At 62.4% G+C, this 16,927-nt stretch carries 12 protein-coding genes; 9 read left to right on the forward strand and 3 right to left on the reverse strand.

The window, feature by feature from the left end:
- Position 1: 1 nt before the first annotated feature.
- Complete coding sequence (locus FDM28_RS09905; protein ID WP_138514980.1) at positions 2 to 3,553, reverse strand: transglutaminase family protein; 3,552 nt, start codon at positions 3,551 to 3,553, stop codon at positions 2 to 4.
- A gap of 147 nt (positions 3,554 to 3,700) precedes the next feature.
- On the opposite strand from FDM28_RS09905, the gene FDM28_RS09910 reads away from it, so the two are divergent.
- The 3 genes from FDM28_RS09910 to FDM28_RS09920 are packed head-to-tail and all read left to right on the forward strand — an operon-like array spanning position 3,701 to position 8,738.
- Positions 3,701 to 6,190 (forward strand): DNA internalization-related competence protein ComEC/Rec2, encoded by a 2,490-nt coding sequence (locus tag FDM28_RS09910; RefSeq protein WP_138514981.1) that lies wholly within the window; start codon positions 3,701 to 3,703, stop codon positions 6,188 to 6,190.
- A gap of 59 nt (positions 6,191 to 6,249) precedes the next feature.
- On the forward strand, positions 6,250 to 7,764 hold the full coding sequence (locus FDM28_RS09915) for a circularly permuted type 2 ATP-grasp protein (RefSeq protein ID WP_138514982.1): 1,515 nt from the start codon (positions 6,250 to 6,252) through the stop codon (positions 7,762 to 7,764).
- Between the two features lie 17 nt (positions 7,765 to 7,781).
- Positions 7,782 to 8,738 (forward strand): alpha-E domain-containing protein, encoded by a 957-nt coding sequence (locus FDM28_RS09920; protein ID WP_138514983.1) that lies wholly within the window; start codon positions 7,782 to 7,784, stop codon positions 8,736 to 8,738.
- 262 nt (positions 8,739 to 9,000) lie between these two features.
- Here the strand turns inward: FDM28_RS09920 and FDM28_RS09925 are convergent, their stop codons facing one another.
- Entirely contained in the window at positions 9,001 to 9,552 is a 552-nt protein-coding gene (locus FDM28_RS09925; RefSeq protein ID WP_138514984.1) for a phasin family protein, read from the reverse strand.
- Positions 9,553 to 9,830: 278 nt separating this feature from the next.
- Here FDM28_RS09925 and FDM28_RS09930 point away from each other — a divergent pair, with 278 nt between their 5' ends.
- From FDM28_RS09930 to FDM28_RS09955, 6 genes are all read left to right on the forward strand, one after another.
- A complete protein-coding gene (locus FDM28_RS09930; protein ID WP_240791964.1) occupies positions 9,831 to 10,274 on the forward strand; it encodes an acyl-CoA thioesterase in 444 nt (147 codons plus the stop codon).
- Positions 10,271 to 10,966, forward strand: coding sequence for a nitroreductase (locus FDM28_RS09935; protein WP_138514986.1), 696 nt, complete (start codon positions 10,271 to 10,273; stop codon positions 10,964 to 10,966). Before FDM28_RS09930 ends, FDM28_RS09935 begins: the two co-directional genes overlap by 4 nt.
- 7 nt (positions 10,967 to 10,973) lie before the next feature.
- Positions 10,974 to 12,218 (forward strand): nicotinate phosphoribosyltransferase, encoded by a 1,245-nt coding sequence (gene pncB / locus FDM28_RS09940; RefSeq protein WP_138514987.1) that lies wholly within the window; start codon positions 10,974 to 10,976, stop codon positions 12,216 to 12,218.
- Entirely contained in the window at positions 12,215 to 13,213 is a 999-nt protein-coding gene (locus FDM28_RS09945; RefSeq protein ID WP_138514988.1) for a 2-hydroxyacid dehydrogenase, read from the forward strand. The genes pncB and FDM28_RS09945 overlap by 4 nt, the downstream gene beginning before the upstream one ends.
- A 151-nt stretch (positions 13,214 to 13,364) precedes the next feature.
- Positions 13,365 to 14,780 (forward strand): DNA recombination protein RmuC, encoded by a 1,416-nt coding sequence (locus FDM28_RS09950; RefSeq protein WP_138514989.1) that lies wholly within the window; start codon positions 13,365 to 13,367, stop codon positions 14,778 to 14,780.
- Positions 14,777 to 16,027, forward strand: a complete 1,251-nt coding sequence (locus FDM28_RS09955; protein ID WP_138514990.1) for an MFS transporter — start codon at positions 14,777 to 14,779, stop codon at positions 16,025 to 16,027. Before FDM28_RS09950 ends, FDM28_RS09955 begins: the two co-directional genes overlap by 4 nt.
- On the opposite strand, the gene FDM28_RS09960 is transcribed toward FDM28_RS09955, so the two are convergent.
- Positions 16,009 to 16,878 (reverse strand): LOG family protein, encoded by an 870-nt coding sequence (locus FDM28_RS09960; RefSeq protein ID WP_138514991.1) that lies wholly within the window; start codon positions 16,876 to 16,878, stop codon positions 16,009 to 16,011. The two genes, FDM28_RS09955 and FDM28_RS09960, sit on opposite strands and share 19 nt — an antisense overlap.
- Between the last annotated feature and the right edge of the window lie 49 nt (positions 16,879 to 16,927).

The raw sequence follows: 16,927 nt of genomic DNA on the forward strand, positions 1-16,927 counted from the left end.
ATCAGTTCCTGCGCATGTCTTTGGTGAATGGAAACTCTTTGCTGCCAGGCACATGGATGGTGGCAGGTGGCACCACCAGCATGCCCGGTGTGTGGCCCATGGCGGCGAAGCGGGCCAAGCGGCGGCTCTCGGCCTCGTAGCTGTTCACTGGGAAGGTGTCGTAATTGCGCCCGCCGGGGTGGGCCACAAAGTACTGGCAACCGCCCAGCGAGCGCTTCATCCAGGTGTCCACAATGTCGAAGGTCAGCGGGGCATGCACGCCGATGGTGGGGTGCAGGCTGCTCGGCGGGTTCCAGGCTTTGTAGCGCACAGCGGCTACAAATTCACCCACGGTGCCGGTGCTGGTCATGGGCAAGGCTTCGCCGTTGCAGGTGACCACGTATCGGCTCTCATTCAGCCCGGTGACACGCACTTCCAGGCGCTCCAGGCTGGAGTCCACATAGCGGGCGGTGCCGCCAGCAGCGCTTTCTTCGCCCATCACATGCCAGGGCTCCAGCGCGTTGCGCAGTGTCAGCTCGACGCCCATGCTCTTGACCGAGCCTACCAGCGGGAAGCGGAACTCGTAGTGCGGGGCGAACCAGCTGGTATCAAACGCGTAGCCGGCCGCGTTCATGTCGGCGATCACGTCATCAAAGTCCATTTTGATGAAAGTGGGCAGCATGTAGCGGTCGTGCAGCTCGGTGCCCCAGCGGGTGACCGGTGCCTTGTACGGCGTTTTCCAGAAGCGGGCCACGAGTGCGCGCAGCAAGAGTTGCTGCACGCTGCTCATATGGGGGTGGGGCGGCATCTCGAAGGCGCGCAATTCCAGCAGGCCCAAGCGGCCTGTGCTGGAATCCGGCGAGTACATCTTGTCGATGGAGAACTCGCTGCGGTGGGTGTTGCCGGTGACGTCGATCAGGATGTTGCGCAGCGTGCGGTCCACCAACCAGGGCGGCATGCTCTGGCCATACAACTCGCGGTTTTTGTAGATCTGCTCGATGGCAATTTCCAACTCATAAAGCTGGTCGTTGCGGGCTTCGTCCACGCGCGGGGCCTGGCTGGTGGGGCCGACAAACATGCCGCTGAACAGGTAGCTTAAAGATGGGTGGTTGTGCCAATACAGCAGCAGGCTGGCCAGTAGCTCCGGCTTGCGCAAAAACGGGCTGTCTGCGGGCGTGGCGCCGCCCATCACAAAGTGGTTGCCGCCGCCGGTGCCGGTGTGGCGGCCATCGGTCATGAACTTCTCGGCACTCAGGCGAGACTCAAAGGCCGCGTTGTACAAAAACTCGGTGTTGGTGACCAGCTCACGCCAGTTAGTAACCGGGTGCACGTTCACCTCGATCACGCCGGGGTCGGGGGTGACTTGCAGGAGCTTCAGGCGGGGGTCGCGGGGGGGCGGGTAGCCTTCCAGCACCACTTGCATCTTGAGCTCGGTGGCCGTGGCCTCGATGGCGGCCAGCAGGTCCAGGTAGTCTTCCAGGCGCTCCAGCGGCGGCATGAAGATGTACATCACGCCCGATTTGGAGCCCACGGCCTCGGCTTTGGGGCCGCTGGCGCGGCGGGGGTCGCGCACTTCCACGCACAGGGCGGTGCGGGTGATCCAGTGGGCGGACTCAAAGCGGTTCGGAGCCTGCGCGTACATCGCAGGCTCAGGCTGCTTGGCGCTCTGGGCGTTGGTGGCAATGCTGGTGTCGCCGGTGCCCTTGGCGGTTTGCATCTTGCGGCCGGCTTCCGGCACGGCGAGGTTGCCGGCCAGGTAGGGCATGCCATTGGCGGCCACTGACCCTGTAATTGCTGTCCCAGTGGCGCCTGCATTGGCGGTTCCCGCGACCGTGGTTGCGTTGGGTGCGTAGCGCTGTGCAAAGGCTGCGTGTGGGGGCAGCGCGCCGCGGTCTACGGTCGGGTCGCGTTCCACCAAATAGGGGTAGTCGCCTTGGCTGACCCAGGGCAGGGAATCCAGCGGCAGGCGCAGGCCCATGGGCGAGTCGCCGGGCATGAGGTACATGCGCTCATCGCGGAAGAACCAGGGGCCGGTGGTCCAGCTCGGTCCGGTCAGGCGCGGGCCATCGCCCACCTTGAGCGGCAGCACATAGCCCACCACTGAGTCCAGCTTCTGCTCGAACACACGGCGCAGGCGTGCGCGCTCCATCTCGTCGTCGAGCTTGCTGTTGAAGGGGTCCACATTCACCGGCAGGCGGCGCTCGCGCCACAGGTAATACCAAGTGTCTTCATAGCCGGCTTGCACGTATTGGTCGGTCAGCCCCAACCGGCTGGCCAGGGTGCGGATGAAGGTGCCCGCGTCTTCGGCGGTGTAGTGAGTGGGCTTGCGCTCGTCGGTGAACAGGGCGGGGTTGTTCCACACCTTTTGTTTGTCGGCACGCCAGTAAATGTTGAGGGCCCAGCGTGGCAGCTGCTCGCCGGGGTACCACTTGCCCTGGCCGAAGTGCAGAAAGCCGCCCTGGCCGTATTCGTCGCGCAGCTTGTGCACCAGTTCGGTGGCGAAGCCGCGCTTGGTGGGGCCCAGGGCGTCGGTGTTCCACTCGGGCGCGTCCCGGTCGTTCACCGCCACAAAGGTGGGCTCGCCACCCATGGTCAGGCGCACATCGCCGGCCACGAGTTCTGCGTCTACCGCGTCGCCCAGGGTCATGACCTCGGCCCATTGCTCGGGTGTGTAGGGCTTGGTAACGCGGGGGGATTCGTACAGACGGGTAACCTGCATGTGGTGGGCGAACTCCACCTCGCACTTGTCCACGCCACCTTCAATCGGGGCTGCACCGCTGGGTTGCGGGGTGCAGGCCAGCGGGATGTGGCCTTCGCCGGCCAGCAAGCCGCTGGTGGCGTCCAGCCCGATCCAGCCTGCGCCGGGCAGGTAGACCTCGCACCAGGCGTGCAGATCGGTGAAGTCGACTTCGGTGCCGCTGGGGCCGTCCAGGGATTTGACGTCCGGGGCCAGCTGAATCAGGTAGCCCGAGACAAAGCGCGCTGCCAGCCCGCAGTGGCGCAGCAGTTGCACCAGCAGCCAGCCGGAGTCGCGGCACGACCCGCTGGCCAGCGTCAGGGTTTCTTCCGGCGTTTGCACACCGGGCTCCATGCGGATGGTGTAGCTGACGGCGTTATGTACGAGCTGGTTGATGTAGACCAGAAAGTCGATGGTGCGGCGTTCCTTGAGGTCGATAGCCTTCAGGAATTTTTCGAACGCCGGGGTCAGCGGCTCGGCCACCAGGTAGGGAGCCAGCTCCTGGCCCAGCAGCTTGTCGTACTTGAAGGGGAAGTTCTCGGCCGCAGGCTCCAGGAAGAAGTCAAAGGGGTTGTACACCGCCATTTCGACCACCAGGTCGACCGTGACTTTGAACTCCTTGGTTTTTTCGGGGAACACCAGGCGGGCCTGGTAGTTGGCAAACGGATCTTGCTGCCAGTTCACAAAGTGGGTGCTGGGCTCGACTTTGAGCGAGTACGAAATGATTTTGCTGCGGCAGTGTGGCGCCGGGCGCAGGCGGATAACTTGGGGGCCGAGGTTGACCAGGCGGTCGTACGAATAGTGGGTAACGTGGTTCAGCGCTGCGTGAATGGACATGGGCCGGTCTCGGTAAGTCTCACAGGAAAGCCGCGCGGCCCGGGCCGCGCAACCCCCATACTAACAATCGGGTTTGACAAGCACTTCAAGCAAGGTCCGCGCCATGGCCGCGCCATCGCCCCCTAGTGACCACGCTAGCATGCCACCATGCACGCCACTGCCTCCCGCATTGCCATCTGGCCCCGCACCGGCCTGGCGTTGGGCGGCGGGCTGCTGCTGGGCATGGCCTTGCAGCTACAGCAGGCGGGCTTGCTTTCAGCAGGAATTTATGCATTATTTGTGCTGCTAGCGCTCGTTCTGTATGCGCTAGTAGCTATCAAAAAGAGAGCAGATGCAGGAAGCCAGGTCACCGTGCTGCTGGCCGCTGCGGCATTCGCATGGGGCCTGACCGGCTTGCGGGCCTTGCTGTTTGTGAGCCAGGCACTGAACCCGGCCCTGGAGGGGCGCGACGTGCTGGTTACCGGCGTGGTGGTCGATATGCCCCAAGTCACGGAGGCCGGTTTGCGCCTGCGCTTGGCGACGGAGGCCGCGGAGCTGGATGGGCAAGCGGTGCAGGTGCCCGCGCTGCTGGATGTGGGCTGGTACACCAGCGCCTACAACGCCCAAGCGCAAGTGCCGGAGCTGCAACGCCCGCCGCCGGACCTGCGCGCCGGCCAGCGCTGGCGTCTGTCACTGCGCCTGAAAGCGCCGCACGGCAGTGTGAATCCGCATGGTTTTGACTACGAGCTGTACCTGTGGGAGCAAGGCGTGCAGGCCACCGGCTATGTGCGCGCTACCGCCAGCGCACCGCCACCGCAGATGCTGGGGCAAACCTGGGCGGCGCCCGTGGCCCTGGCCCGTCAGTGGGTGCGTGAGCGCATCCAGGCGCATGTGGCCGATGCCCGCTCCGCCGGCCTGCTGGCCGCGCTGGTGGTGGGCGACCAGCGCGCTATCGACCGCAACGACTGGGATGTGTTCCGCGCCACAGGGGTGAGCCATCTTGTGAGTATTTCTGGTACCCATATCACTATGTTTGCCTGGCTGGCGGTGGGCGTGGTGGGGTGGCTGTGGCGTGGCTCAGCCCGCTTGTGCGGTTGGTGGCCGGCGCCGCAGGCGGCGTTGATGTGTGGTGTGGCGCTGGCGTGGGCCTATGCCTTGTTTTCCGGCTGGGGCGTGCCGGCGCAGCGCACGTGCGTGATGCTGGCGACTGTGGCGGTGCTGCGCTTGTCGGGCGCGCGCTGGCCGTGGCCCTGGGTGTGGTTGCTCACCGCCGTGGTGGTCTTGCTGTGGGACCCGTGGGCGATGCTGCAGGCGGGCTTCTGGCTCAGTTTTGTGGCGGTGGGGGTGCTATTTGCGACCAGCATTGCTATGGATTTGAGAGCTGCTCCCGCAGATGCTGCGCGCGCTAGCGCGGCAAAAGACTCTCAAGTTCGCCGTGTCTGCCGCTGGGGCGTGCTGACGGTGGTGCATCTGCTACGCGAGCAGTGGGTGGTCACGCTGGCGCTGGCACCGCTGGGGCTGTTGCTGTTCGGGCAGGTGTCGCTCATTGGGCTGGTGGCCAATGCATTGGCCATTCCGTGGGTCACGCTGGTCCTCACCCCCTTGGCCATGGCGGGCGTGGTGTGGCCCGAGTTGTGGACGGCGGCCAGCGGCGCGGTGGCTTTGTTGTATGCGGGGCTGGATGTGTTGGCCGCCTGGCCCTGGAGCAGTTGGAGTGCGCCCGTGCCGCCGCTGGCAATGGGCATGGCCGGGGTGCTGGGCGGCGTGTTGCTGGTGCTGCCCATGCCGTGGGCGGTGCGGAGTGCGGGTGTGCCCCTGCTATGGCTCGCCGTGCTGTGGCGCCCCGCATTGCCGGCACCAGGGGAGTTTGAGTTACTGGCCGCCGACATCGGCCAAGGCAATGCGGTGCTGGTGCAAACCGCGCACCACGCCTTGCTGTTTGACACCGGCCCGCGCTACAGCTTGGAGAGCGATGCCGGCAACCGCGTAATGCTGCCTTTGCTCAAAGCACTGGATGTGCGGCTGGACACCGTGGTGCTCAGCCACCGGGATATGGACCATGTGGGCGGCGCCGCAGCGGTGCTCATGCAGCAGCCGCAAGCGGCGTTGCTGAGCTCTCTGGAGCCGCAGCATGCCTTGCAGCAACTCCGCCATTCCGAGCGCTGCGAGGCCGGTCAACACTGGGCGTGGGATGGGGTGGAGTTCGAGGTGCTGCAGCCGCAGGCCGGCGCTTACGAGGGGCAGCCGGCACCCAAGCCCAACGCCTTGTCCTGCGTGCTGCGCATCAGCAATGGCCGCCAGACTGTATTGCTGGCGGGCGACATCGAAGCGGCCCAGGAGCGGCAGATGCTGGCCGATCCGGCGACTGCCGCCAAGCTGCGCGCCGACGTGTTGCTGGTGCCGCACCACGGCAGTAAAACATCCAGCACGCCCGAGTTCTTGCAGGCGGTGCAAGCGCAGCACGCGTTGGTGCAGGCGGGCTACCGCAACCGCTATGGTCATCCGGCCGCTGCGGTGCTGGAGCGCTACCAGGATTTACGCATCCATCTGGTGCCATCGCCCCGTTGTGGTGCAGCGCGCTGGCGCTCTGCAGAGCCCCAAAATGTGGCGTGTATGCGGGAAGACGAGCGGCATTATTGGCGCCACGATGTGCCATAGTGGTGCATCGGTGCTGTGGCCCGAAGTTTGCATAAGAGGTATTCAGAGAGGTCTTTTACATGCAGAAATTCGACGAGATGTACACCCAGCTCCCTTATGAATTTTTCAGCAAGGGCAGCCAGATAAGAGACCACTACAAGATTTACGACGAATGGCTTGCGCGCCAGCCCGGCGACATGATGGCCAAACGCCGTGAGGAGGCGGAAATGATCTTCCGCCGCGTGGGCATCACCTTCGCCGTGTACGGCGAAAAGGACGAGGACGGCTCCGGTACCGAGCGCCTGATCCCGTTTGACCTGATCCCCCGCATCATCCCGGCCCACGAATGGTCCAGCATGGAAAAAGGCCTGGTGCAGCGCGTGAATGCGCTCAACCGCTTCATCCACGACATTTACCACGACCAGGAAATTCTGAAAGCCGGCGTCGTGCCGCGCGACCAGATTGAGGGCAACGCCCAGTTCCGCCCCGAGATGGTGGGGGTCGATGTGCCGCACCAGATTTATTCGCACATCTCCGGCATCGACATCGTGCGGGCGCCGGATGCCAAGGGCAACGGCGAGTACTACGTGCTCGAAGACAACCTGCGCGTACCCAGCGGCGTGAGCTACATGCTGGAAGACCGCAAGATGATGATGCGGTTGTTCCCTGATCTGTTCAGCGCGCACCGCGTGGCGCCTGTGGCCCATTACCCCGACTTGCTGTTGGAGACCCTGCGCCAGAGCAGCCCGGCCACTACCGCCGAGCCCACCGTGGTGGTGCTCACGCCCGGCATGTACAACAGTGCTTACTTTGAGCATGCCTTCCTAGCCCAGCAGATGGGGGTGGAGCTGGTCGAGGGGCAGGACTTGTTTGTCAAAGACAACTTTGTCTACATGCGCACCACCCGCGGCCCGCGCCGTGTGGATGTGATCTACCGCCGCGTGGATGATGACTTTTTGGACCCTACCGTCTTCCGCCCTACGTCAACCTTGGGTTGCGCCGGCCTCATCAACGCCTACCGCGCGGGCAATGTGACCATCTGCAACGCCGTAGGTACCGGCATTGCGGACGACAAGTCCATCTACCCCTACGTGCCCAAGATGATCGAGTTCTACCTCGGTGAGAAGCCCATCCTTAACAACGTGCCCACCTACATGTGCCGCAACAAGGATGACCTGGCCTACACGCTGGCCAACTTGAAGGACTTGGTCGTGAAAGAGGTGCACGGTGCCGGTGGCTACGGCATGCTGGTGGGGCCTGCTGCCACCAAGGCCGAGATTGAAGACTTCCGCAAAGCAGTGCTGGCCAACCCCGCCGGCTATATCGCTCAGCCCACCCTGAGTTTGTCCAGCTGCCCCACCTTTGTGGAGAGCGGCATCGCACCGCGCCACATCGACCTGCGCCCCTATGTGCTCTCGGGCAAGACCGTGCAAATGGTGCCGGGTGGCCTGACCCGAGTCGCCTTGAAAGAAGGCTCGCTGGTTGTCAACAGCAGCCAGGGCGGCGGCACCAAAGACACCTGGATTCTGGAAGAAGACGTGCCTGCGGCTCCCGCTGCAACAGCCGCCACCCAGTCGCAAACACAGTCAGCTTAAGGACGAGGAAACCTTTTATGTTGTCACGCACCGCTGACCACCTTTTCTGGATGTCCCGCTACACCGAGCGGGCCGAAAACACTGCGCGCATGCTGGATGTGAACTACCAGACATCGCTGCTCCCCCAATCCCATGCCGTGGCCCAGATGGGCTGGCAAGGCCTGCTGTCCATCAGTGAATTGCTGTACTCCTACAAAGAGCGGCATGGCGAAATTCAGGCCCGCGAAGTGATGGACTTCATGGTCAAGGACGAGAGCAATCCGTCTTCCATCATGTCCTGCCTGAGCGCCGCCCGCGAGAACGCCCGCGCGGTGCGCGGTGCCTTGACTACCGAGGTCTGGGAAACGCAAAACACCACCTGGCTCGAAGTCAAACGCATGATCAAGAGCGGAGACTTTGAAAAAGATCCTTCGCAGTTTTTTGAGTGGGTAAAGTTCCGCTCCCACCTCTCCCGTGGGGTGACGGTGGGCACCATGCTGATGGACGAGTCCTTGCACTTCATGCGCTTGGGCACTTTCCTGGAGCGGGCCGACAACACCGCACGTTTGGTGGATGTGAAGTTCCATGCTGTGCAGAGCGACTTTTTTGGCGTCGCGAGCGAGAAGGACCAAGAGTACGACTTCTACCACTGGAGCGCCATCTTGCGCAGCGTGTCGGCGTTTGAGATTTACCGCAAGGTGTACCGCGACGTCATCAAACCCGAGCGCGTGGCGGAGCTGCTGATCCTCAAGTCTGACATGCCGCGCTCTTTGCATGCCAGCTTGAATGAAGTGGTCAGTAATCTGGCTTTGGTGGCCAGCAACCCCGAGAGTGAAACCCTGCGCCGTGCCGGCAAGCTGCGCTCGGAGCTGCAATATGGTCGTATCGACGAAATTCTGGCGACCGGTCTGCATGCCTACTTGACCCAGTTCCTGGACCGGGTGAACGACCTGGGCATCCACATCAGCCGGGAGTTTCTGGTTCCGGTGAATTGACCGGCCCGTGACCTGGCAGAGAAGCGGCTTCGGCCGCATTTTTTTCGTCTGTCAATCAGCTCAAAGTAGGGGCAAAAAAAAGGCCCCGTTTTGCAACGAGGCCTTGAAGGGATCCCTGAACCTTGAGGTTTCGAAAGGACCCGAGGAGACAACCGGTAGAAACAAGGGAATGTTTCTGATGACTAAATTATCTCAGGGTTTTCCCTTGGTTGCTAGAGGGTAGGACAAAAAAACCTAAATTGTTTTAATGTCCACCGTCCAATTAGCGCTTTTTGGCAGCAGAAGTAGCGGCCTTGGTGGCGTTGGTTGCTGTGGCGGCCACAGCGTTGAAGTTAGCTTCGGCCACTTCAGTAGCTTGCTTCACAGCCTTTTGCACGGATTCCAGTGCATTGTTGGCAGCAGACACGGAGCTCTTCAGGATTGCAACCACAGACTCGGAACCTGCGGGTGCGTTCTTGGCAGCGCTGTCAACCAGGCCAGCGAATTTCTTTTGTGCGTCAGCAGCTTGGGCTTCAGCATTCTTGGTGAATTCAGCGCTGGTGGAAGTAGCGATGTCGTACAGGTGACGGCTGTAAGCAGCGGTCTTTTCAGCCAAAGGCTGCAGCAGGCCGGATTGCAGAGCCAACAGCTCTTGGGCGTCTTTCACGCTCAACAGAGTTTGTGTGTGGCTGGCGGCTTCAGACAACGCAGCTTTGGAAGCAGTCAGGTTCAGTTCCACAATTTTTTCAACGCCTTCGAAAGCCTTGTTGGTCAGGCCGAACAGGGTTTCGAGGTTGGCTTTGTGGGAAGCGATAACTTGTTCAACGGTCAGCATAGAGATATCTCCAAAAGTTAAGGTAAAAAATCACCATCTGCTCCGTAACCGTGTCCCCCGGGGACTTTATGTTGCAGTGCAGCATGGATCGAATTATAGGCAGTCGTTCCATCAATGCAAGCACTTTTTGTTGCGGTGCAACAATTTGGTGAAATATGCCTAAAACCGGCCGGGTGCGGGGTTTTGTCATACGCGCGTCACCGCACGCTGAATGTCGGTGTCGCCGGCATTGCCGGTGCCGGGGCGAAGGTATCCGCACCGCTGGCAAAATGGTCTGCATGCAGCCACCCGCATTGCCCAAACCCTACGCCGAGCCGCGAAGTGCCTACCGGGTGCTGCGCCCCATTCCCACCCGCTGGTCCGACAACGATGTCTACGGGCATGTGAACAACGTCGTGTACTACAGCTGGTTTGACACGGCGGTGAATGCCTACCTGATGGAGCAGGGCGTGTTGGATATCCATGCCGGTGCCACGATTGGCCTGGTGGTCGAAACCCAATGCAACTACTTTGCGTCGGTGGCTTTTCCCGAGACGGTGCAAGCCGGTATCCGTGTGGCCAAGCTCGGTACTTCCAGCGTGCGCTACGAGATCGGCATCTTCGGCCAAGGCGAGACGACCGCCGCCAAAGGGCATTTCATTCATGTGTACGTAGACAGGCTCACCCGCAAGCCTGTGCCGCTTCCTGATGCTTTGAGACAACTACTGGAGACCTTGCTATGACCGCAGCCATCGTCGATGACGCCATCCGCTCCCGCATGTCCGCCCGTGCATTTTTGCCCCAAGCGGTTGCTAGGGCAGACATTGAAGCCATTCTGGAGGTCGCCAGCCGTGCGCCATCCGGCACCAACTGCCAACCCTGGAAGGTCTATGTGCTGCAAGGTGCGAGCCGCGATGCGCTGGTCGACAAAACCTGTGCCGCGCACGATGCCATCCGTGCCAACCCTGAGCTGGCTGCGCAGTACAAGGAGGAATACGACTACTACCCCGCCCAGTGGGTCAGCCCTTATATCGACCGTCGCCGTGAAAACGGCTGGGGTCTCTATGGCTTGTTGGGCATCGGCAAGGCCGACAAAGACAAAATGCACGCCCAGCACCAGCGCAACTTCCGCTTCTTCGATGCGCCCGTCGGCCTGATGTTTACCGTGGACAAGGTGATGGGCCGTGGTTCGCTGGTGGACTACGGAGCCTTTTTGCAAAACATCATGGTGGCGGCGCGGGGGCGCGGGCTGCACACCTGCCCGCAGGCGGCGTGGAATGGCTTTTCCAGCATCATCCTTCCGCACATCGGTGCAGGCGAGGGCGAAATGCTGGTTTGCGGCATGTCGCTCGGTTATGCCGACCCGGAAGCGCCGGTCAACACCTTCCACACCCCGCGCGTGCCGGTGGCCGATTTCACCCGCTGGTTGGAGTGAGCGCGGCATGATCATCACCAGCCTGCTGGACACCGACCTCTACAAATTCACCATGATGCAGGTGGTGCTGCATCAGTTTCCCGGGGCGCAGGTGGAGTACCGCTTCAAGTGCCGTAACCCGGGCGTGGATCTGGCAGCCCATGCGGCTGAAATCCGCGAGGAAATCCGCTCGCTGTGCAGCTTGCAGTTCTCGGAGAGCGAGCTGGCCTACCTGCGGTCCATGCGCTTCATCAAGAGCGACTTTGTGGACTTTTTGGGGCTGTTCCGCCTGAACGAAAAGTACATCACGGTGACACCGCAGGCCAACGGTGAGCTGGAGATCAGCATCGTCGGCCCTTGGCTGCACACCATCTTGTTTGAAATTCCGGTGCTGGCCATCGTGAACGAGGTGTACTTCCGCAACACCCAACGCGTGCCGGATTTTGTAGAAGGGCGCAAGCGCCTTGAAACCAAGATCGAGCAGTTGCGTGCAGAAGGGTTGGAAGACCTGAAGATTGCCGACTACGGCACCCGCCGCCGCTTCTCCCGTGCCTGGCATGACGAAGTGCTGCGCGTGCTCAGTGCCAAGCTCGGCACCTTGCAAAGCCCCGGCAACGCAGCCGGCCGGCCGGGGCAGTTGGCCGGCACCAGCAATGTGTTGCTCGCCATGAAGCTGGGCCTCACGCCCTTGGGCACCATGGCGCATGAATACCTGCAAGCCTCGCAGGCCCTGGGCCCGCGCCTGCGGGACAGTCAGATATTCGCCTTCGAGTCCTGGGCCCGCGAATATCGTGGTGACCTTGGCATTGCGCTCAGCGATGTGTATGGCATGAACGCATTTTTGCGCGACTTCGACATGTTTTTTTGCAAGCTGTTCGATGGCGCGCGCCACGACAGCGGTGACCCCTTCACCTGGGGCGAGCGCATGATCGAGCATTACCTGCATAACCGGGTGAACCCGCGCACCAAGACGCTGATCTTCAGCGATGGCTTGACCATCCCGCGCACCATTGAGCTGTACCAGCAGTTCCGCGGGCGCTGCCAGCTGGCCTTTGGCATCGGCACTAATCTGACCAATGATCTCGGCTACACGCCGCTGCAAATCGTCATCAAGATGGTGCGTTGCAACGGCCAGCCGGTGGCCAAGCTCTCCGACACACCCTCCAAGAACATGTGCGATGACGAGAAATACCTGGCCTACTTGCGCCAGGTGTTTGAAATCCCGAGCCCGGTGGATGCACCGTCGGCCCCCAACTTGTCTGTTTCTGTATGACTACACGCAATCCCAAACCCCGCGTCCTCGTTAGCCGGGCCATCTTCCCGGAAGTGCTCGCCCAGTTGGAGTCGGTGTTCGAGGTCGAACACAACCAGGCGGACGCCGTTTGGTCGGCCCAAGAGTTGACCGCCCGCCTGCAAGGCAAAGACGGCGTGCTCACCACCGGTGGCGAACGCATCAGCGCCGAGCTGCTGCAGGCCTGCCCGCAACTCAAAATCTGCGCCAATATGGCCGTGGGCTTTAACAACTTCGATGTGCAGGCCATGACGGCCAGTGGCGTGCAGGGCACCAATGCCCCGGATGTGCTCACCGAGACCACCGCCGACTTCGGCTTCGCGCTGATGATGGCCGCCGCCCGCCGCATGGCCGAGAGCGAGCACTTTTTGCGTGCCGGTTTGTGGAAGCGCTGGAGCTACGACATGTTTTGCGGCAGCGACATCCATGGCGCCACACTCGGCATTCTGGGCATGGGCCGCATTGGGCAGGGCATTGCGCGGCGCGGCTTCCACGGCTTCGGCATGAAGGTGATCTATCACAACCGCAGCCGTCTGGATGCGGGGCTGGAAGCGGCTTGCGGCGCGCAGTATGTTGACAAAGCCACGCTGCTCGCACAGACCGACCATCTGGTGCTGGTGGTGCCGTACTCTGCTGAATCGCACCACACCATCGGCGCGCCAGAGTTGGCGCAGATGAAGCCCACGGCCACGCTGACCAACATTGCGCGCGGCGGCATTGTGGACGATGCTGCGCTGGCCCACGCTTTGCGCAGCGGGCAGATTGCCGCCGCAGGGCTGGACGTATTTGAAGGCGAGCCCCAAGTGCACCCGGACCTGCTCACCGTGCCCAACGTGGTGCTGACCCCGCATATCGCCAGTGCGACCCTGGCCACGCGCCGGGCCATGGCCCAACTAGCGGCCGACAACCTGCTGCGCTTTTTCGCGACTGGCGAGGTGCTCACCCCTGTGAATACGCCGGTGAGCGTACGGCGCTAGAAGGCATGCGCCGGCGTTTGCGGGCGGGTAAGGCCGCGGGCCGCAAGCGCAGTTGTGTGGCGCGAGCAATCAATTGCTATTGTTTTGATAGCTGCTGGCGCATATGGAACGAGCGCTAGCGGCTCAAATGATGCATAACTAAAAGGACACTATGACGGAATGGATGGTGGTGGCGGGCGTGGCTCTGGGGCTGGTGCAACTGGTTTTGCTCGTGTTGCTTTTGCGTAGCCGCAATCCCGACGACTCGCAGGCCCGTGCCCAAGAGTTGGCGCAACAGGAGGCCCCGCGCCAGGAGCTGCTGGCCCGCCTGCAAAGCAGCAGCGAACGTGTGGAGCGCGAGCTGCGTCGCGAGGTGCAAGAGAGCGCCCGCAGTGGCCGGCAGGAGCTGGCACAAAACCTGGCCACCTTCCAGCAAAGCCTGGTGCAGCAAACTGCCGAAGCCACCCGCACCCAGAACACCCAGATCGATGCCTTCGGCCAGCAACTCGCGCTTTTGCAAAAGACCCTGTCCGACACCCTGGCGAACCAGCTTAGCGCGCTGAGCGAATCCAACGACCGTCGCATGGCAGAAGTACGCCAGACACTCGAGGCCCAATTGGCCCAGTTGCAGACCACCAACTCGGCCAAGCTTGACGAGATGCGCGCCACGGTAGACGAGAAGTTGCAGACCACCTTGCAAGCCCGTTTGGGCGAGAGCTTCAAGCAGGTGGCTGAGCGGCTGGAGCAGGTGCACAAAGGCTTGGGCGAAATGCAGTCGCTTGCCCAGGGCGTGGGCGACTTGAAGCACTTGCTCACCAACGTCAAAACCCGTGGCATGTTCGGCGAAGCGCAGCTGGCATCCCTCTTGGAGCAGGTGTTTGTGCCCGACCAGTACGCCACGCAGGTGGCCACCCGCCCCGGCAGCAAAAACGTGGTGGACTTCGCCATCAAGCTGCCCGGCAAGTCGGATAACGGCGAGCCCTTGTGGCTGCCGATTGACGCCAAGTTTCCCAACGAAGACTACGAGCGCCTGCTCGATGCGCAGGGCAGGGCGGACGCCGCCGCTGCCGAGGCCGCCGGCAAGGCGCTGGAAATGCGCATCCGGCTGGAGGCCAAGTCGATTTCCGAGAAGTATGTGGAACCCCCGTACACCACCGACTTCGCCATTCTTTTCCTGCCCACTGAAGGCTTGTATGCCGAGGTGCTGCGCCGCCCCGGGCTGATGGAGGCTTTGCAGCGCGAACACCGCATCACCCTGGCGGGGCCCACCACCTTGTTGGCCATGCTCAGCTCATTGCAGATGGGCTTTCGCACCCTGGCCTTGGAAAAACGCTCCAGCGAGGTGTGGCAGGTGCTGGGTGCTGTCAAAACTGAGTTCAGCAAGTTCGGTGATGTGCTGGCCAAGGTCAAGTCGCAAACCGAGACCGTGCTCAAAACCCTGGACAGCGCCGAAGTGCGCAGCCGCGCCATGGGGCGGGCGCTCAAAAAAGTGGAAGCCTTGCCGGATACCCAGGCGCAGGCTTTGTTACCCATAGACCGCGATGCTGACCGTGATGGGGACCGGGATGCCGACGGCGCCAGTCTATGAGTCACAGCCCTAGCAACCCGGGCGCACCGGGCCACGATGCGCCTGTAGAGCCCCAAAGCTTATTGGCACTGCTCAGGCTGATCAGCGGCCATGTGTGCCTGCACGCCAGCATGGCCGGCATGCGCTTGGCGGCGCCCTTGTGGGCCTTGCAGCAGGGCTATGGGCCGTTGGCCGTCGGGTTTTTGCTGGCCTTGTTTTCGTTGTCGCAGGTGTTTTTGGCCTTGCCTGCCGGCCGGTATGCCGACCGGCACGGCCTGCGCAAGCCCGTGTTCTGGGCGGTGGGTGTGTCGATGGTGGGAGCGGCTGCAGCCGCTGCGTTTCCCCAATTCGGGGTGCTGTGTTTCGCGGCGCTGATGATGGGCGGCGCCACCGGTTCTGCCGCCATTGCCTTGCAGCGCCACGTGGGGCGCGCGGCTGCCGATGCCACCGATTTGCGCCGGGTGTTCAGCTGGTTGTCCAGCGGGCCGGCAGTGTCCAACTTTCTCGGGCCGGTGTGTGCCGGCTTGCTGATTGACCACGCGGGGGTGTGGTTGGGCGGGCGCGCGGCAGACCATAACGGCTTTGTGGCCGCGTTTGCATTCACCGCGCTCTTGCCTTCATTGGCCTGGCTATGTGTACGCTCCACGCGCGAGCTGCCTCCGGTAGTGCACGCGGAAGGCGGCCCACCCAGCGCTTGGCCCTTGTTGCGGGAGCCGCAGATGCGCCGGCTGCTGTTGGTGAACTGGTTGTTGTCGAGCTGCTGGGATGTGCACACTTTTGTGGTGCCGGTGCTGGGCCACGAGCGCGGGTACAGCGCCTCGGTCATCGGCACCATCCTGGGCGCGTTTGCAGTGGCGGCTGCGGTGGTGCGGGTGTTTTTGCCCTTGCTGGCGGCCCATTTGCGGGAGTGGGCAGTGGTCACCACTGCCATGGTGGTCACGGCAGTGTTGTTTGCTGCCTATCCCTTCATGCCCAGCGCCTGGGCCATGGGCGCGTGTTCGGTGCTGCTGGGGCTGACCTTGGGCACGGTGCAGCCCATGATCATGAGCACCTTGCACCAGATCACGCCGCACCATTTGCATGGCCAAGCGATTGCCTTGCGCTTGATGACGCTCAACCTCTCCAGCGTGCTCATGCCCATGTTGTTCGGCACGGCGGGTGTGGTGGTGGGTGTGTCGGTGGTGTTCTGGACGGTGGGCGCCCTGGTGGGGCTAGGTTCACACGCAGCCTGGGGGCTGCGTGAGGGGTCTCAGAGTGCCAGTCCGTAGAAGTTACGGATGGTGTCCCAGGCGTCCTGCGGGTCGTCGGTGTAGTGCAGCAGGTTCAGGTCTTCGGGCGAGATGGCACCTTCTTCGACCAGCACATCCATGTTGATCAGGCGCTTCCAGTAGTCGGTGCCGAAGAGGATGATGGGCACCGGCTTGGCCTTCTTGGTTTGCACCAGGGTGATCACTTCAAACAGCTCATCCAGCGTGCCAAAACCTCCGGGAAACGCCACCAGTGCCTTGGCCCGCATCATGAAATGCATTTTGCGGGTCGCGAAGTAGTGGAACTTGAAGCTCAAGGACGGCGTCACGTAAGGGTTGGCCCGCTGCTCATGCGGCAGGGTGATGTTGAGGCCGGGGGTGAGGGCGCCCATTTCATGCGCGCCACGGTTGGCCGCTTCCATGATGCCGGGGCCGCCACCGGTGCAAATGAACAGACGCTCCTCTTTGGGCTTGCGGGCGCTGTGGCCAGCCACCAGGCGGGCAAACAAGCGGGCGTTGTCGTAGTGTTTGGCGTTGCGCATGTGCCGTTGTGCCAAAGCCAGTTGCTGGGCATCGCCACTTTTTTCGGCGGCTTCCAAAGAGGCTTTGGCACTTTCGGGCGACGGAAAGCGGGCGCTGCCGAACACGACCACGGTGTTGTCGACGCCTTGCTCCGCCTGGTCGATGTCGGGCTTGAGCATTTCCAGCTGGATACGGATGCCGCGGGTCTCGCGGCGCAGCAAAAATTCGGGATCGGCAAAGGCCAGGCGGTAGGCGTCCTGGTCCAGGGCGCCGCCTTGGTCGGAGTGGTTTTGCAGGTCTGCCCAGGCGTTGGCAATGCGGCTTTCGTTGAGGTTTTGCGTGTTTTCCATGGCTTCATTGTGCGGCACTTTCAAGCAGCCTTTGTGACGCAGGGAGCGG

Source organism: Rhodoferax bucti (assembly GCF_005876985.1).
Classification (GTDB): domain Bacteria; phylum Pseudomonadota; class Gammaproteobacteria; order Burkholderiales; family Burkholderiaceae_C; genus Allorhodoferax; species Allorhodoferax bucti.